The 16,359-nt window shown below is 68.5% G+C and carries 14 protein-coding genes; 10 read left to right on the top strand and 4 right to left on the bottom strand.

The genetic code is table 11. The features are described from left to right. Positions 1–2: 2 nt before the first annotated feature. The 6 genes from E0H92_RS25550 to E0H92_RS25525 are packed head-to-tail and all read left to right on the top strand — an operon-like array spanning position 3 to position 5,777. Positions 3–980 carry an ABC transporter ATP-binding protein gene (locus E0H92_RS25550; protein WP_131497954.1) on the top strand — a complete coding sequence of 326 codons (978 nt, stop codon included), beginning with the start codon at positions 3–5 and terminating at the stop codon, positions 978–980. Then, positions 977–1,990: an ABC transporter ATP-binding protein gene (locus tag E0H92_RS25545; RefSeq protein ID WP_131497953.1), complete on the top strand. Its 1,014-nt coding sequence runs from the start codon at positions 977–979 to the stop codon at positions 1,988–1,990. The genes E0H92_RS25550 and E0H92_RS25545 overlap by 4 nt, the downstream gene beginning before the upstream one ends. Beyond that, positions 1,987–2,913 (top strand): ABC transporter permease, encoded by a 927-nt coding sequence (locus tag E0H92_RS25540; RefSeq protein ID WP_131497952.1) that lies wholly within the window; start codon positions 1,987–1,989, stop codon positions 2,911–2,913. Before E0H92_RS25545 ends, E0H92_RS25540 begins: the two co-directional genes overlap by 4 nt. Positions 2,914–2,915: 2 nt before the next feature. Then, a complete protein-coding gene (locus tag E0H92_RS25535) occupies positions 2,916–3,875 on the top strand; it encodes an ABC transporter permease (RefSeq protein ID WP_131497951.1) in 960 nt (319 codons plus the stop codon). 12 nt (positions 3,876–3,887) lie between these two features. Continuing rightward, entirely contained in the window at positions 3,888–4,874 is a 987-nt protein-coding gene (locus E0H92_RS25530) for a 2-dehydropantoate 2-reductase (RefSeq protein WP_131497950.1), read from the top strand. Positions 4,875–4,907: 33 nt separating this feature from the next. After that, the gene (locus tag E0H92_RS25525) at positions 4,908–5,777 is read left to right on the top strand and encodes an NAD(P)/FAD-dependent oxidoreductase (RefSeq protein ID WP_131459746.1); all 870 of its coding nucleotides are present in this window, start codon (positions 4,908–4,910) and stop codon (positions 5,775–5,777) included. Here E0H92_RS25525 and idi read toward each other — a convergent pair. Beyond that, the gene (idi, locus tag E0H92_RS25520; RefSeq protein WP_131459747.1) at positions 5,748–6,311 is read right to left on the bottom strand and encodes an isopentenyl-diphosphate Delta-isomerase; all 564 of its coding nucleotides are present in this window, start codon (positions 6,309–6,311) and stop codon (positions 5,748–5,750) included. The two genes, E0H92_RS25525 and idi, sit on opposite strands and share 30 nt — an antisense overlap. A 215-nt stretch (positions 6,312–6,526) precedes the next feature. Here idi and tyrS point away from each other — a divergent pair, with 215 nt between their 5' ends. Genes tyrS through E0H92_RS25505 form a run of 3 tightly spaced genes read left to right on the top strand, consistent with a single transcriptional unit; the run spans position 6,527 to position 9,735 of the window. Then, positions 6,527–7,711, top strand: a complete 1,185-nt coding sequence (gene tyrS / locus E0H92_RS25515; RefSeq protein WP_131497949.1) for a tyrosine--tRNA ligase — start codon at positions 6,527–6,529, stop codon at positions 7,709–7,711. Between the two features lie 4 nt (positions 7,712–7,715). Next, positions 7,716–8,900: an aminoglycoside phosphotransferase family protein gene (locus tag E0H92_RS25510; RefSeq protein WP_131497948.1), complete on the top strand. Its 1,185-nt coding sequence runs from the start codon at positions 7,716–7,718 to the stop codon at positions 8,898–8,900. A gap of 13 nt (positions 8,901–8,913) precedes the next feature. After that, positions 8,914–9,735, top strand: a complete 822-nt coding sequence (locus E0H92_RS25505) for an NmrA family NAD(P)-binding protein (protein ID WP_131497947.1) — start codon at positions 8,914–8,916, stop codon at positions 9,733–9,735. Here E0H92_RS25505 and E0H92_RS25500 read toward each other — a convergent pair. Continuing rightward, positions 9,732–10,253 carry an isochorismatase family protein gene (locus tag E0H92_RS25500; protein ID WP_131459751.1) on the bottom strand — a complete coding sequence of 174 codons (522 nt, stop codon included), beginning with the start codon at positions 10,251–10,253 and terminating at the stop codon, positions 9,732–9,734. The two genes, E0H92_RS25505 and E0H92_RS25500, sit on opposite strands and share 4 nt — an antisense overlap. Then, on the bottom strand, positions 10,250–13,390 hold the full coding sequence (locus E0H92_RS25495) for a DUF2961 domain-containing protein (protein ID WP_165549973.1): 3,141 nt from the start codon (positions 13,388–13,390) through the stop codon (positions 10,250–10,252). The genes E0H92_RS25500 and E0H92_RS25495 overlap by 4 nt, the downstream gene beginning before the upstream one ends. Before the next feature lie 117 nt (positions 13,391–13,507). Here E0H92_RS25495 and gndA point away from each other — a divergent pair, with 117 nt between their 5' ends. Further along, positions 13,508–14,947: an NADP-dependent phosphogluconate dehydrogenase gene (gndA, locus tag E0H92_RS25490; protein ID WP_131459753.1), complete on the top strand. Its 1,440-nt coding sequence runs from the start codon at positions 13,508–13,510 to the stop codon at positions 14,945–14,947. On the opposite strand, the gene E0H92_RS25485 is transcribed toward gndA, so the two are convergent. Beyond that, entirely contained in the window at positions 14,875–16,302 is a 1,428-nt protein-coding gene (locus E0H92_RS25485; protein WP_131497945.1) for an MFS transporter, read from the bottom strand. The two genes, gndA and E0H92_RS25485, sit on opposite strands and share 73 nt — an antisense overlap. Between the last annotated feature and the right edge of the window lie 57 nt (positions 16,303–16,359).

Below are 16,359 nucleotides of genomic sequence, written 5' to 3'. Positions count from 1 at the left end.
TCATGGCTCTGCTTGAAGTAAGGGACCTCCGGGTCTCCTTCGACACCCCGGACGGTACCGTCCGTGCCGTCCGGGGGTTGTCGTTCGACGTGGAAGCCGGGCAGACGCTCGCCGTGGTGGGCGAGTCGGGGTCCGGCAAGAGCGTCTCCACCCAGACCATCACCGGCCTCACCCGCGGCGCGACAGTCTCCGGTACGGCGTACTTCGACGGCACCGACCTGATCACCGCCGACGAGGCGACGCTGCGGCGGCTGCGCGGCGCCCGGATCGGGATGATCTTCCAGGATCCGCTGTCCAGCCTGCACCCGCAGTACCGGATCGGCTGGCAGATCGTGGAGATGATCCGGGCGCACGACCTCGAGATCAGCAAGCAGGCGGCGCGGAAACGCGCCGCCGAGCTGCTCACCCTGGTCGGCATCCCGCGGGCCGCGGAGCGGATCGACGACTATCCGCACCAGTTCTCCGGCGGGATGCGGCAACGGGTGATGATCGCGATGGCGATGGCTCTCGACCCGGCGCTGCTGATCGCGGACGAGCCGACCACCGCGCTCGACGTGACGGTCCAGGCCCAGGTGCTGAACGTGATGCGCCGGCTGCAGGAGCAGTTCGGTACGGCGATCATCCTGATCACGCACGACCTCGGCGTGGTCGCCGAGATGGCCGACGAGGTCGTGGTCATGTACGCCGGTGCGGTGATGGAACGCGCGCCGCGCCGGGACATCTTCTACCGCAACCACCACCCGTACACGCAGGGTCTGCTCGCCTCCCTCCCGGCGCGCAGCGGTGACCGGCTGACGCCGATCCAGGGCACTCCGCCGAGCCTGATCAGCCTGCCGAAGGGCTGCCCGTTCGCGGCCCGGTGCTCGCACGTGTTCGACAAGTGCTCGGAGCCACCACCGCTGACCGACGTGGGCGGCGACCCGCGTCATCAGTCCGCGTGCTGGCTCCCCCACGACGTGAACGAGGCGGTGGCGTCATGAACGACGTACTTCTGAAGGTGGACGACGTCCGGAAGGAGTTCCCGACCCATTCCAAGGAGGTGGTGCAGGCCGTCGCCGGGGTCTCGCTGGAGGTGCACAAGGGCGAGACGCTCGGACTGGTCGGCGAAACCGGCTGCGGCAAGTCCTCGCTGGCCCGGTGCATGGCCCACCTGTACGACGTGACGTCAGGCTCGGTGTGGTTCGAGGGGCAGGAGATCAGCAAGCTCTCGCGGAAGGCGATGCGGCCGCTGCGTCGCGACGTACAGGTGATCTTCCAGGATCCGTACGGCTCGCTGAACCCGCGGCGCCGGGTCGGGTCGATCATCGGCGACCCGTTCGCCATCCACAACATTGCGTCCGGCAACGAACGGAAGAAGAAGGTCCAGGAGCTGATGGAGCTGGTCGGGCTGAATCCCGAGCACTACAACAGGTTCCCGGCCGAGTTCTCCGGTGGCCAGCGGCAACGGATCGGGGTCGCGCGGGCGCTCGCACTGCGGCCGAAGCTGGTGATCTGCGACGAGCCGGTGTCGGCGCTGGACGTGTCGATCCAGGCGCAGATCATCAACCTGCTGTCGGATCTGCAGCGGGAGTTCGACCTCACCTACGTGTTCATCTCGCACGATCTGTCCGTGGTCCGGCACGTGAGCGACCGGATCGCGGTCATGTACCTGGGCAAGATCGTCGAGCTGGCGCCGACCGCCGAACTGTTCGGGCAGACCCGGCACCCGTACACAAGGGCCCTGCTGTCGGCGCTGCCGGTGGCGGACCCGGATACCGCCGACAGCCGCGAACAGATCATCCTCGGCGGCGACATCCCGTCCGCGACGAACCCGCCGTCCGGATGCCGTTTCCACACCCGCTGCCCGAAGGCGCGACTGGATTGCGCGGCCGAGGAGCCGGTCCTGGAGCCCGTCCTCAACGACAAGCCCGGACACCGCACCGCCTGCTTCTACCCGCTGACGGTGGGCGAGGACCTCTCCACCGCCGTACCCGATTTGAAGGCATCATGACCGCCGCGATCGAGATGGTCGATGTTCTCGACGAGCCGAAGGCGATCGAGGGGCGGAGTCCGTTCTCGCTCGCGGTACGGCGGCTGCGCAAGGACAAGGTCGCGATGATCTCGCTCGTCGTGATCGTGCTGATCGTGCTGATGGCGGTCCTCGCACCGGTGTTCGCGGCCGTGACGGGGCATCCGCCGAACGAGCAGTACCGAGACATCGGCCTCACCCCGGACGGCCTGCCGCGCGGACCGAACGGCACGTTCTGGCTGGGCACCGACGACCTCGGCCGCGACATCCTGGTGCGGATCGCGTACGGCGCCCGCATCTCACTGCTCGTCGGCGTGCTCGCGACCGCCATCACGGTCGTCATCGGCGTCGTACTGGGGCTTGCGGCGGGGTTCCTCGGGGGGATCACCGACACCATCCTGGCGCGGCTGATCGACGTGGTGCTGTCCGTGCCGTTCCTGCTGGTCGCGATCGCGCTGGTGTCCGTGACCGGCCCGAGCCTGACCGTCACGGTGCTGGTGATCGGCTGCTTCAGCTGGGCCTCGGTGGCCCGGATCGTCCGCGGTCAGGTGCTGTCACTGCGGGAACGGGAGTTCGTCGAGGCGGCCCGTTCGCTCGGGGCCGGCGACGGCCGGATCATGTACGTCGACGTCCTGCCGAACGTGATCGCGCCGGTGATCGTCTACACGACGCTGCTGATTCCGGTGGTGATCGTGACCCAGGCGACGTTGTCGTTCCTCGGACTCGGCCTCCCCCCGCCCACGCCTGACTGGGGCGGGATGATCAGCGAGTCGCAGAACTACTACACGACCGCGTGGTGGTTCATCCTGTTCCCCGGTCTGGCGCTGCTGGTCACCACACTCGCCTTCAACCTCTTCGGCGACGGGGTCCGGGACGCCTTCGACCCCCGCGCAGATCGGACCTGATCATGGCCATGTTCCTGATCCGCCGGATCGGTCACGGGATCCTGGTCCTGTGGCTGATCAGCGTCGCGGTGTTCGCGCTGTTCTTCGTTGCTCCGAGCAACGTCGCGCAGACGCTCGCGGGCCGCCAGGGTACGCCGGAGACGATCGCACTGATCAAGCACCGGCTCGGTCTCGACCTGCCGGTCTGGCAGCAGTACCTGCACTTCCTCGGCAACGCGGTGAAGGGGAACCTCGGGTACGACTACTACCACCAGGTGCCGGTGACGCACATCATCGGGCAGGCGCTGCCGATCACGGTGTCGCTGGCGCTCGGGGCGGCCGTCCTGTGGCTGGCGCTCGGCGTCTTCAACGGCGTCATCTCGGCGACGCACCCGCGATCGCTGGCGGACCGCGGACTGACGTTGTTCGCGTTGTTCTTCTACTCGTTTCCGTCGTTCCTGCTCGGTCTGCTGTTGCTGTATTTCCTGTATTTCCGGCTCACGCTGAGCGGCTTCGGCTGGTTCCCGGCGGGCGGCTACGCACCCCTGGCCGGCGGGATCGGGCCCTGGTTCCAGCACCTGCTGCTGCCCTGGATCGCGCTCGCCTTGTTGCTGGCGGCAACCTATACGCGGTTGACCCGGGGTTCGATGCTGGACGTTCTCGGCGAGGACTACATCCGGACCGCGCGGTCGAAGGGGATCCGGGAGAGCCGGGTGGTCGTCGTCCACGGTCTGCGCAGCGCGCTGACGCCGGTGGTCACCCAGTTCGGCATCGACCTCGGGCAGCTGATCGGCGGCGTGGTCGTCACCGAGACCGTGTTCAGCCTCCCGGGTCTGGGCCAGACCGCGGTCGTCGCGATCAACCAGCAGGACCTGCCGGTCATCATCGGCATCGTCCTGTTCGCCTCGGCCGCCGTCGTGGTCTCGAACATCCTCGTCGACATCGGGTACGCCGTTCTCGACCCGCGAGTCCGCTTGCACTAGTACCGTTTCCCCGTGATCGCTGTCTATGGCGCTGGTGGGATCGGGTGTTATGTGGGTGGCCGGCTGGCCGCAACCGGTACGCCGGTGACGTTCGTCGGCCGCCCGCGGATGGCTGCCGCGCTCGCTGAGCACGGGTTGCACCTGACGGACTACCTGGGCGCGGATCTCCGGGTCGCTGAGGTGCCGTTCGAGACGACGCCGGCTGGTGCGGCCGACGCGGATCTGGTGCTGGTGACGGTGAAGTCCGCCGCGACCGAAGGCGCTGCTGCCGAGCTCGCGGGGGTGCTGAAGCCGGGCGCGGTCGTGGTGAGTTTCCAGAACGGCGTGCGGAACGGCGAGGCGCTGCGGTCGAGGTTGACCGAGCAGGTCGTGGTGACCGGGATGGTCCCGTTCAACGTGCTGAACCGGGGCGCCGGCGTGTTCCACCAGGGCACCGAGGGCGCGCTCGACGTACAGCGGGATGCCGCGCTGACGCCGTACCTGGAGGCTTTCGAACGGGCCGGGCTGCCGCTCGCGCAGCACGACGACATCCTTCCGGTCCAATGGGCGAAGCTTCTGCTGAACCTGAACAACCCGATCAACGCCCTGTCGAACCTGCCGTTGCGCGACGAACTCTCGCAGCGCGCGTACCGCCGCTGCCTGGCCGCCGCGCAGGCCGAGACGCTCGGGCTCCTCGACGCGGCCGGGATCCGGCCGGCGCAGCTCCTGGCCGTTCCGATGCACCGCTTCCCCGCTGTCCTCCGGTTGCCGGACTTCCTGTTCCGGCGGCTCGCGGGCAAGGTCCTCGCCGTCGACCCGCTCGCGCGGACGTCGATGTGGGAGGACCTCGAGGCCGGCCGGACGACCGAGATCGACTACCTGAACGGCGAGGTCGTGCGGCTGGCGGAGTCCCTCGGCCGGACCGCTCCGGTGAACGCGCGGCTGGTGGAGCTGATCCGCGCGGCCGAGACCGACCGCCGCTCGTGGTCAGGGCCTGATCTCCTTCGCGAGCTGTCTTAGTATGCGAGATAGAAGATCTCGTATGATGAACGCATGGACGTTGCGGTAGTTGGTGGGAGTGTGGCCGGGCTGCAGGTGGCGCTGACCTTGGGGCGGGCCCGGCGGCGAGTCGTGCTGTTCGACGACGGGCGGGCGCGCAATCGGGCGGCGTCGCATGTGCACAACTTCCTCGGCGTGGAGGATCTCGCGCCGGGCGAGCTGCTGGCGGTGGGGCGCCGGCAGGTGGCGGCGTACGGCGTCGAGGTCCGCGATCTGCGGGTCGACGACGTCGACGTGGACGGTGACGAGTTCGTGGTCGGTGGGGAGCGGGTGCGGGCCGTCGTACTGGCGACCGGGTTGTGGGACGAGTTGCCCGACGTACAAGGGGTGGCTGACGGGTGGGGGCAGTCGGTGGTGGCTTGTCCGCACTGTCATGGGTGGGAGGTGCGGGATCAGCCGCTCGTGCAGATCGGGATGCGCGGAGCGCCGGAGCGGTCGGTGGCGCGGGGCCTGCTGCTGAGCCGGTGGAGCGACGACGTGACGTTGTGCACGGACGGGGATGAACTGACCGCGGTTCAGGTGGATCAGCTGGTCCGAGCCGGGGTTGCTGTGCGGACCGAGCCCGTGAAGGAGGTGCGGGAAGGCTACGTGCTCCTGGATGGCGTGGAGCTGCTGGCGAGGCGGGTGTTCGTGGTGGTGCGGCAGCATCAGCAGAGCGATCTGGCCGAGCGGCTCGGGTGCCAGGTCGCGGACGGGGCGGTGGTCACGGACGAGGGCGGACGCACCACGATGCCTGGGGTCTACGCGGTCGGTACGACGACCAGTCCGGCACTGCTCGCGATCGGTGCGGCAGGTCATGCGAGTACGGCGGCGGTCGCCGTACACGCGGATCTTCTAGACCTGGATCTGGGCGGCGGGCGGTAGCCGGGTCGGGTCGGCGATCGGCCAGTCGGCCGGCGGTTCCGGGAGCTCGTCCAGTTGCAGGAGGCACCAGGGCGAGAGGTCCGGGAGGTCCCGTACCTCGTGCCACTCGGCCCATCGGTAGTCCGCGACCTCGGCCGGGTTCGGCGTCGGGTCACCGGTCCACCACGCTCGGTACACCGGGCAGATCTCGTTCTCGACCATGCCGGTCGGCATCTCGGCGCGGTACCGGAACTCCGGCAGCACCAGCTCGACGGTCTCCACGATGATGGCCAGTTCGTCCGCGAGCCGGCGCCGTACCGCCTGCTCCAGCGGCTCACCCGGCAGTGGGTGCCCGCAGCAACTATTGGTCCAGACACCGGGCCAGGTCGGCTTGTCGAGCGCCCGCCGGGTCAGCAGCACCCGCCCGGCCGCGTCGACCACGTAGCTGGAGAACGCCAGATGCAGCGGCGTCGCCGCGTGGTGGACCGCCGCCTTCGCCTCGGTCCCGACCGCACGCCCGCCCTCGTCCACCAGCACAACCCGCTCGTCGATCACGTCCTGAGCCTAATCGGATTCCAGGCGTCGCCCAGCAGCTGTTAGCCTCAGGGTGTGACCAAGCACTGCGTGATCTATCGACCGGCTCTGGGAGGAGCCGGCACTCCGTAGCCGCTGCACCCAGAGCCTCCGAGGCAGGAACCGTCCGGTTCCTGCCTCTTTCCGTTTCGCCGGAGGCACTGGTTTGCGAGGTGCCTCGTCCCGAGAGGAACCCCATGAACGCCGTGATCGACCGATTACGCCGCACCACCGACCTGATCGTCGGCGAGGACGACCTGCGCGAGCGCCTGGAGTCCGGGCGACCGTTGCGGATCAAGTACGGCGTCGACTGCACCGCGCCCGACCTGCATCTCGGGCACGCGGTCAATCTGTGGATGATGCGCCAGTTGCAGGACCTCGGGCACCGGGTCGTGTTCCTGCTCGGCGACCTCACCACGCGCGTCGGCGACCCGACCGGCCGCTCCGAGACCCGGCCGGTCCTCACCCCCGCGCAGATCGACGCGAACGCCGCGTCGTTCCTCGAACAGGTATCGCTCGTCCTGCGCACCGACCCCGCCGTCTTCGAAGTACGCCGGAATTCCGAGTGGTACGACGCGATGCCGGTGGCCGAGCTGTTGAGCCTGTTCGCCCAGGTCACGCAGGCACAGCTGATGAGCCGGGACATGTTCCGCGATCGGGTCGCGGCCGGACGGGAGATCGCCGTCCACGAACTGGTGTACCCGGTACTGCAGGGATACGACAGCTTCGCGATGCAGAGCGACCTGACGATCGTGGGATCGGACCAGCTGTTCAACGAGCAGCTCGGACGGCACTTCCAGCAGCGGCTGGGCGCACCGCCGCAGGCGGTGATCACGACGACGATCACGCCCGGGATCGACGGGCGTGCCAAGCAGTCGAAGTCGCTGAACAACTACATCGGGCTGACGGACAGTCCGCGGGACAAGTTCGGGAAACTGATGAGCATTCCGGACTCGCTGGTGGAGCCGTACGCGCGGGTCTACACCGAGCTCCCCCTCGAGACGGTCGCCGCGCTCGCGGACGCGACCGGCCCGGCGGCACGCGACGCCAAGCTGCGCCTGGCGGCCGCCGTCGTGACCCGGTACCACGGCGCCGGTATCGCCAAGACCGAGCTGGACGCCTTCCGTCACACGTTTTCCGAGCGTTCCGAACCGGACGACATGCCCGAGGTCGTCGTCACCGGTGAGGTCGTGACGGCCTTCGACCTGCTCCGCGCTGCCCGTCCGAACGACAGCAACTCGGCGCTGCGTCGTCTGCTGCAGCAGGGTGCCGTGACGATCGACGGCGTCCGGGTGGACGACCCTTTGGCGGCAGTCGAGCTCGACGCGGGCGTGGTGCTGAAGTCCGGCGCTCGCACTTGGCACCGGATCACGCGAGAGTAGGCGGGTGGAGCTCAAGACGGTAGAGGCGTTGGTCAGCGTCGGTGACCGGTACGTCGGGCGCGCGCCCGCGTTCGACGTCGAACCGGCCTGGTGGGCCGAGGTCGAGGCGATCACCCGGCATCTCGACGAACTGCTCGGGGTTCGGACAGTGGTCCTGCGACTCGTCCACGCCGACGAGGCCGTGATCGGCCGCGGCGGACGGGTCGTGTACCACGTCCAGGCACTCGACGAACCGCGGTACGGCGTACTCGACGAGACTCCGCTGCCCGGCTGGGACGCGATCATCGCACCCGACCCGTTGCGATCGACGTGGGCCGAGATCGACGGCCCGGGCCGGTTGATCGAGTGGGCGCAGACCATCGTCGGACCGCACGACGCCGTCCAGGTGAAGACATGGAACCTCTCGTGCCTGATCCGCTTCCCGGGCGCGTGGGCGAAGGCCACCAGCCGGTTCGGGAGCATCGACGCGGACATCATCCAGCATGTTCACCGGTACGACGCAACGCTGGCGCCCGCCGTACTCGGTCAGTCGACGGACAACCGTTGGTCGCTCCTGGCCCATGCCCCGGGCACCGATTGCTGGGAGCCGGACCAGGCGACCGTCGACAACGTCGTGAGCCGATGGGTCGCCGCTCAGGCCGCGCTGGCGTCCGAGGCCGCCACGCTCGCGGCACCTCGCCTGCTCCCGGAGGAACTGGTCGCCGAGGTCACGCGACTGCTGCCGCGCGTCACGCTCTCCCCCGGCGAATCGGCCGACGTGGAACAGCTGATCCAGAAACTCCCCGGCATCGTGGACGAACTCGACGCGGCCGGACTGCCGATCACGGTCGTGCACGGCGACTTCCATCCGGGCAACTGGCGCTCGGACGGCACCAACCGGGTCATCGTCGACTGGGCCGACGCGTTCATCGGCCACCCGGCGCTCGACGTCCAGCGCCTGCACGACTTCCTGCCCGCGGAAAAGCATCCGCACGTCACCGACGTCTGGTGCGCGGCCTGGAAGAACCACGCACCGAGCAGCGACCCGTTGCGAGCGATCCGGCCGATGAAGATCCTCGGCTACCTCACCTACGCCCTCACGTACCAACGCTTCCTCGACAACATCGAACCCGCCGAACGCGTGTACCACCAGGACGACCCCGTCATCTGCCTCCGCGCCGCGGCAGATGCGTTGCGAGGTTGGGTGTGACAGGGTTGAGCGGGTGACGATTCTGATAACAGGTGCATCCGGAAACGCTGGCGGCGCTGTCCTGCAATCGCTGGCGGAGCAAGGGATTCCGGGGCGGGCGCTGATCCGCTCCGAACGCGAATTGCCGGCCGGCATCGAGCCGGTGTACGGCGACCTGAACCGGCCGGACACGTTCGCCGACGCGTTGACCGGGGTGAAGGGGATCTTTCTGCTGAGCGGTTACGACCGGCTCGAGGAAATGCTGCGGAACGCGGTGCGGGCCGGCGTGCGGAAAGTCGTCGTACTGTCCAGCAGTTCCCTCGACGGCGAGGTGACGAACGCTGTCGCCGCGTACCACCACGCCACCGAGGAAGCGGTCCGCGCGGCCGGGCTGGAGTGGACGTTCCTGCGGCCGAACTCCTTCATGTCGAACACACTGCGCTGGCGCGACCAGTTGGCGGCCGGCGACGAGGTGCGGGTGCAGTTCCCCGACGTACCGGTGTCGACGATCCATCCCCGCGACATCGGCGACGTGGCGGTCCGCGCGCTGCAGGGTGCCCACGACGGCGAGGTCCTGCGCCTCACCGGCCCGGTCGCCCTCACCCCGGTCGAACAGGTCGCGATCCTCGCGGAGGCCATCGGTCGCCCGCTGACGGCGTACCCGATGAGCCGCGCCGAAACGCACGAAGCGCTCCACGACTCGATGCCGGAGCCCTACGCCCAAGCCATCGAGTCCTTCTTCGGCGACGGCACCATCGACGAAACCACCGTCAACACCACCGTTTCCGACGTCACCGGCCACCCCGCCCGGACCCTGCAAGCCTGGGCCAAGGAAAACGCTGCATTTTTCGTCTAGGTGAGCGCCTTCAGGTACTCCTCGGTGGTGCAGACCGAGCCCAGGCGCGGGAAGGTGTAGGTGACGGCGAAGGTGTGGGCGTGGTCGTCGAGGCCGGTCATGGCGTCGGTGAGGAAGAAGGTTTCGTAGCCGAGGTCCGCGGCGGCGCGGCCGGTGGACTCGACGCCGAAGTTCGTGGCGATGCCGGCCAGGACGACGTTCGCGATGCCGCGGGACTGCAGTTCGGCGTCGAGGGTCGTGCGGCCGAACGCGCCGATCGTCTGCTTGACGATCACCAGGTCACCGGGCCGCGGCGCAGCCTCGGGCGCGAACCCGCTGCCCTCCGGCTGCACCTCCACCCCGGGCCGGTCGACCCGGACGTTCACCACCAGACCGCCGACGGACCGCGTCGCCTCGGCCAGCGCCACGGACCGTTCGAGCACAACCGATCCGCTCAGCGGCGCGGTCTCGAGCGCGATGATCCGCGGCATCAGATCGATCAGGACGAGCGCGGTACGACGGGACTCCAAAGGGTTCACGGGGTGAGCCTAAGATCCAGCAGATCCACTCCGACCAGGTAGCCGGTTGCTGCCCCGTTCTTGCCGGTAACTGTCACCGTGAACTGATGCTCGCCCGCCGTCAACTGCGCCTCACCGAGCCCAACTGTCTGGGTACCGACGCCGGACGCCTGGTAGCCGTCGAAGCTGGCCGGCGCGTTGCCGTCCACCTGTACGTCGACGATCCCGTAGTCGGCCGCCTTCGTCAGCACCGTCGACAACTGGTACGAACCGGTCGTCGGGACGCTGAACCCGAACACCGTCTTGTCACCGGCCTTCGTCCCGTGGATCCACGCCTGCGCACCACCCGACCAACTGACCCCGCAGCAGTTCCCCTGCGGATCCACCGCGACGGTCGACGACACCGGCGGCAGCATCGACTCGCCCTCGACCCGCAACGTCCGCCCGCTGGTCCCCTGCACGCCCGCCGACTTCGGCCCGGCGTTCCCGGCCAGATCCACCGCTGACACCCGGTACGTCCACGTCTCACCGAGCCCTAGGCCTCGGTGCAGGAACCCGGGTAGCGGGCTCGTCCCCAGCAGCGTCTCAGCTCCACCGGCCTTCGCCCCGTAGACGTTGTAGTACGCGACCCCGCTCTCATCAGCCACATCGGACCATGTCACGTTGATCGCGTTGTCGGAGCGGCCGGCGGCGGCCAGCCCAGTCACGGTGCCGGGTGCCCGGCGATCGACATACGGCTCGACGATCGATTGGACGACGTACGACGCCGCGGTCCACGCCGGCCCGGTCGGGCGGAGCTCGATGGCGAGGCGGCTCCTGCCCGCGGTGATGGACGCGGGGAGCTGGTAGTTGTCGTCGAGCCAGCGTTGGTGGGTGTTGCCGAGCGGCTGCAGCCAGGTGCCGGCCTCCTTGCCATTGACAACCACCCGCACCGACTGTCCGGCGGCGTTCTGGTTGCTCGTCCGGCGGAGCGTGACGCCGCGGTTCGCCGGGTCGATCTTGACGTTGAAGCGGATCGGTTGCGTGCTGGAGCGGACCTGGTCCGTCAGGGTGATGTTGTCGTGGTCGCCTTCGTACATCGAGGTGAGATCGGCCTGCGTGCCGTTGTCGACGTACCCGTGCTGCTGACGGCTGCTTGCCGAGCCGGTGTCGACGCGGTCGGTTTCCCGCGCGCCGAACTTCGACGCGGTGTACAGGAACGCCGTTGAGCCGTAGATCGCCGGGTGGTCGTCCTGCTGCCCGTGCTCGATCCCGAAGTCGAGCTGGTTCTCGAACCCGATCGAATCGGTGATGTGCAGTCGCCACGCCCCGTCGCACTCGTTGATGCAGTCGCCGGCCCGCACCTCGTGCGCCGAGTTGCCGTGGAACGGGGTCGAGTACGTGCCGGCGTTGAAGTACCAGCCGGACTCGTAGTAGTCCTCGGTGCCGGTGCCGTGGATCGCCGGCGTTCGCTCACCGTCGACGGAGACCCGCTCGTCGCCCTCCAGGTACCCGCGAGTGTTGCCGTCGGCAAGCAGTCCCTCCATGGTCTGCGAGACGCCGACGAACTTGCCGCGGCCGGCCACGTCGGCGAACGTCCAGTCACTGCCCTGCGTGGTCTCGCCGCGCGCCGAGATTGCGGTGAAGTAGCCGATCTTCCCGGTCGCCAGGTCGGCCGCCTTGCGTGCGTCGTGAGCCGACGTCACCTCGGCCTGCCCCTTCAACGGGTACGTCGTCTTGTTGACCAGCGTGACCGTGGCGCGCGCGGCGTACGGCATCGGCCACCAGGAGGAGTACCAGCCGTCGGGATCCATCGCGAAGAAGAGTGAGCGCACCGGGTTCTCGCCCAGACCGGAGCCGAAGAACTCGCCGAGCGGGGCGTCGACGCGCTTCTGGCCGTCGATCGTCACCTGGACGCGGACACCCGCCAGGAGCGTGTCGGACGGCTTGACGCGGGCAGCGTCCTCGTCCGTGGCGGCGTACGACATGGCGTGCTCGCCACTCCAGTTCTGCTGGGTGATCGCGTACCCGTGGGCCTGCTCGTCGGCGACGTGGTTGGGGCCGACGTCGAGTTTGTCACCGGAGTCCACCCAGTACGCGAACTCGTTGAAGTCCAGGTCGGACGAGACGAACTCGTTGGTGATGGTGATCTGCGACTTGCCCGCGGTCAGCGCGGCCGGGAGGTCGACGGACTGGTCGTGCCACTGCGCGCCCTGTGCTTTGAGCGGTGCCCACTCGCCCGCGGGCGCGCCGTCGACGAGGATCTTCGCGCGCTGGTTGCCGATCCGCAGGTCCATCCGGCGCGTCAGCTTCACACCCGTGTTGGCCGGGTCGATCTTCATCGTGAACGTACTGCCGCCGAGGAACGCACGACCGTCATCGGCGAGGCTCTTCAGGTCGAGCCCAACCAGATCGGGCAGCTTCAGCCGCAGCGCGCTCAGCTCGCCGGCACCACGGTTGTCGGCCAGCGTCAACTGCTTGCCTGGGGCAAGGTTCACCGGCGTCTTCGTGGTCCGCGCGTCGGGCCGTGCGGGCTTCGGATCCTTCATGCCGGCCGCGTTGAGCAGGGCGAGGACGTCCTCGGCCTTGTCGCTCGGGTCGAACGTCTGTACGCCGTTCGCGTCCGGGAACTGGCGGTAGTCGACGTGGTAGAAGTACGGGTTCGTCTGCGTGGTGATCCGCATCGACGAGCGGTACGGCATCGGGACGCGGATGTAGACGCCGCCGCTGCTCTGGACGCCGTTCGCGACCAGCGGGTAGCTGAACGGCGCGCCGAGCTTGCCGTCGACGATGTCCTGCAGTGAGCCGTGCAGGACCTGCTTGCCGTCGAGTTCGACGGTGATCGTTCCGGTCTTGGTGACGTTGCCCTCGTCGCGCGTGAACCAGATCGAGGCGACCTCACCGGCACCGCTGTCCTCGGCGATCACACAGCCCGCGTCCGTCGTACGCAGACAGGAGTAGGTGCCGTCGAAGCCGTCGTTGTTGGTGCCGTCGCGGCCGAAACTGGAGAACTGCTTCGTGCGGACGCCGGTCTGCAGCTCGGGCAACCGGTCCAGGTTCCGGTACACCTCCCAGCCGACCGGACCGTTGGCACCTTCGGCGGTACTGGCCGAGGCCGGTACCGCACCGGTCAGCAACAGCACGCTTGACATCAGCAGAACGACGGCACGACGGAGCATGGGTGGTTCCTTCGTCATGGGAAATCGATTTCTGAGATGTCTACCACCGATGTTTGCGGTTGAGAAGGCCTCAGGCAGACTGGACCCCGCACACAACTTGAGACTGCGGGAGATTCGATGAGTTCAGGTAAAGCCCAGATCGGCGTCACCGGCCTCGCGGTGATGGGTCGCAACCTCGCCCGGAACCTCGCACGCAACGGGTTCCGCGTCGCCCTGCACAACCGTTCCCAGGCCCGCACCGACGCGCTGGTCGCGGAGTTCGGCTCCGAGGGCGAGTTCGTCCCCTCCACGGACCTGGCGGGCTTCGTCGAGTCGCTGGAGCAGCCGCGCAAGGTGATCATCATGGTCAAGGCCGGCGCACCGACCGACGCGGTCATCGACGAACTGGTGCCGCTGCTCGCCGAGGGCGACATCGTCGTCGACGCCGGGAACGCGCACTTCGCCGACACCCGGCGCCGCGAGGCCGCGCTGCGCGACAAGGGACTGCACTTCGTCGGCAGCGGCGTGTCAGGCGGCGAGGAGGGCGCGCTGAACGGCCCGAGCATCATGCCCGGCGGCTCCCCGGAGTCGTACGCGGCGCTGGAGCCGATGCTGACCAAGATCTCCGCGCACGTGAACGGCGAGCCGTGCTGCGTGCACGTCGGCCCGGACGGCGCCGGCCACTTCGTGAAGATGCTGCACAACGGCATCGAGTACGCCGACATGCAGCTGATCGCGGAGGCCTACGACCTGCTCCGGCACGCGCTCGGCCTGTCCCCGGCGGAGCTCGCGGAGGTGTTCCGGGACTGGAACACCGGCGACCTCGAGTCGTTCCTGATCGAGATCACCGCCGAGGTTCTCAGCCAGACCGACCCCACCACCGGCGGCGCGTTCGTCGACATCGTCCTCGACCAGGCCGAGCAGAAGGGCACCGGCCGCTGGACCGTGCAGTCCGCGCTGGACCTGGGCATCCCGGTCAGCGGTATGGCCGAGGCGGTGTTCGCGCGGTCGCTGTCCGGTGACGTCGTACGGCGCGAGGCCGCGGCCGGCGTACTGCCCGGGCCCGGGGACGTGAAGGCGGACGTCGACCGGGACGCGTTCATCGACGACGTACGGCATGCGCTGTACTCGTCGAAGATCGTGGCGTACGCCCAGGGGTTCGACGCGATCCGGGCGGCCAGTGAGGAGTACGACTGGAACATCGACCTCGGCGCGATGGCGAAGATCTGGCGCGGCGGCTGCATCATCCGGGCGCGGTTCCTGGACCGCGTCACGGAGGCCTACAACCGGAACCCGTCGCTGCCCTCGCTGCTGGTGGACGACTACTTCAAGGAAGCAGTCGCCAGCGGGCAGGAGGCCTGGCGACGGGTAGTGGCGACGGCGGCGACTGTCGGCGTACCGGCTCCGGGCTTCTCGGCAGCCCTGTCGTACTACGACGGTCTGCGCGCCGAGCGGCTGCCGGCTGCTCTGATCCAGGGTCTCCGTGACCTGTTCGGCGCCCACACCTACAAGCGCGTCGACCGCGAAGGCAGCTTCCACCTCGAGTGGTCCGGCGACCGCTCCGAGACGACTGCGTAGACAGCAACCGCGGCAACACACAGGAAGCCTGCCGCTCCGACGCCGGCCACGTTGAACCCGTGGACGGCGTCGGAGTGTGCGGCTACCGTTCCGGCGACCGTGCTGAGCAGCGCCGTACCCAGTGCTGCGCCGACCTGCTGGGACGTCATCACCATGGCGCCGGCCACTGCACTGTCGGAGCCCGCGCCGAGGGTGGCAGTGCTGTTGGCGGTGACCAGGACCCAGCCGGTACCTAGACCGACCAGCAGGAACACCGGCATGACCTGCAACCAGTAGTTGGAGTCCGGGCGCAGGAGACCAAGCAGTGCGAGCCCTGCCGCGATAGTCAGCAGTCCGGGGCAGATGAGCGTGCGCACACTCACCTTCGCCAGCAGGCGACTCACGGCACGTACTCCGACCATCAGTCCGACAGTGAGCGGCAGGAAGCTCAGGCCGGCGCGGATCGGCGAGTAGTGGCGCACGGTCTGCAGGTAGAAGGTCAGGAAGAACAGCGCGGCGAACATGCCGATCGCCAGGCTGAAGACCGCCAGGTACGACGCACCTCGCTTGCGGTCTCTGAGGACCCTCAACGGCAGCAGCGGATTGGCAACGCGCGCCTGCGCAGCCAAGAACCCGGCTAGTAGTGCCACGCCGACAGCCAACGATGCGTACGTCGCCGGCGCGCTCCACCCGTCCGACTCCGCCCGGCCGAATCCGAACACCACCGCCATCAAGCCAGTGGTCGCCAGCAGTGCCCCCAGTACGTCGACTCGCACGCCGCTAGCGCGCTGCACGGAAGGCACGGCGTACAGCACACCTGCCGCGGCCAGGGCAGCGATCGGGAGGTTGACGAACATGGACCAGCGCCAGTCGAGGTACTCCGTCAGCACGCCGCCGGCCAGGATGCCCAGTCCGGACGCACTGCCCATGACAGCGCCGTAGATCCCGAAGGCCTTCCCACGCTCCGCAGGTGCCGGGAACGAGGCTGCGAGCGTTGCGAGCACGGCTGGAGTCAGCAACGCACCGAAAACGCCTTGCAGCGCACGCCCGGTCAGCAACATCGCCCCACCGGTCGCAGCCCCGCCGAGCGCGGAGGCCAGCGCGAATCCGGTCAGCCCGATCAGGAGCGCACGCCGACGCCCGATCAGGTCGCTCATCCGCCCACCGAGCAGCAGAAGGCCGCCGTACCCCAGTGCGAAGAGCGTGATCACCCACTGCCGCGACGGATCCGACAGCCCCAGGTCCTGCTGCATCGAGGGCAGCGCGATGTTCACGATCGTCAGATCGATCCCCACCATCAACTGCGCCGTCGCCACCGCCCCCAACGCCCACCACCGCCGCGTCGCCGCCTGCTCTTGTGTCTCGAGTTCGCTCATCGTCATCCTTAAGTGAACAACTGTAGTGCTACGACTGTAGGGCAACGTCCGTTGCAA

The organism is Kribbella speibonae (assembly GCF_004331375.1).
In the GTDB taxonomy this organism is placed as follows: domain Bacteria; phylum Actinomycetota; class Actinomycetes; order Propionibacteriales; family Kribbellaceae; genus Kribbella; species Kribbella sindirgiensis.
The sequence above is the reverse complement of the archived record's forward strand: the minus strand, read 5'-3'. Positions and strand labels throughout refer to the sequence as shown.

Coding starts and splice junctions, on each gene's coding strand:
- E0H92_RS25550 (WP_131497954.1), top strand. CDS start 3: ATGGCTCTGCTTGAAGTAAGGGACCTCCGGGTCTCCTTCGACACCCCG.
- E0H92_RS25545 (WP_131497953.1), top strand. CDS start 977: ATGAACGACGTACTTCTGAAGGTGGACGACGTCCGGAAGGAGTTCCCG.
- E0H92_RS25540 (WP_131497952.1), top strand. CDS start 1,987: ATGACCGCCGCGATCGAGATGGTCGATGTTCTCGACGAGCCGAAGGCG.
- E0H92_RS25535 (WP_131497951.1), top strand. CDS start 2,916: ATGGCCATGTTCCTGATCCGCCGGATCGGTCACGGGATCCTGGTCCTG.
- E0H92_RS25525 (WP_131459746.1), top strand. CDS start 4,908: ATGGACGTTGCGGTAGTTGGTGGGAGTGTGGCCGGGCTGCAGGTGGCG.
- tyrS (WP_131497949.1), top strand. CDS start 6,527: ATGAACGCCGTGATCGACCGATTACGCCGCACCACCGACCTGATCGTC.
- E0H92_RS25495 (WP_165549973.1), bottom strand. CDS start 13,390: ATGCTCCGTCGTGCCGTCGTTCTGCTGATGTCAAGCGTGCTGTTGCTG.
- gndA (WP_131459753.1), top strand. CDS start 13,508: ATGAGTTCAGGTAAAGCCCAGATCGGCGTCACCGGCCTCGCGGTGATG.
- E0H92_RS25485 (WP_131497945.1), bottom strand. CDS start 16,302: ATGAGCGAACTCGAGACACAAGAGCAGGCGGCGACGCGGCGGTGGTGG.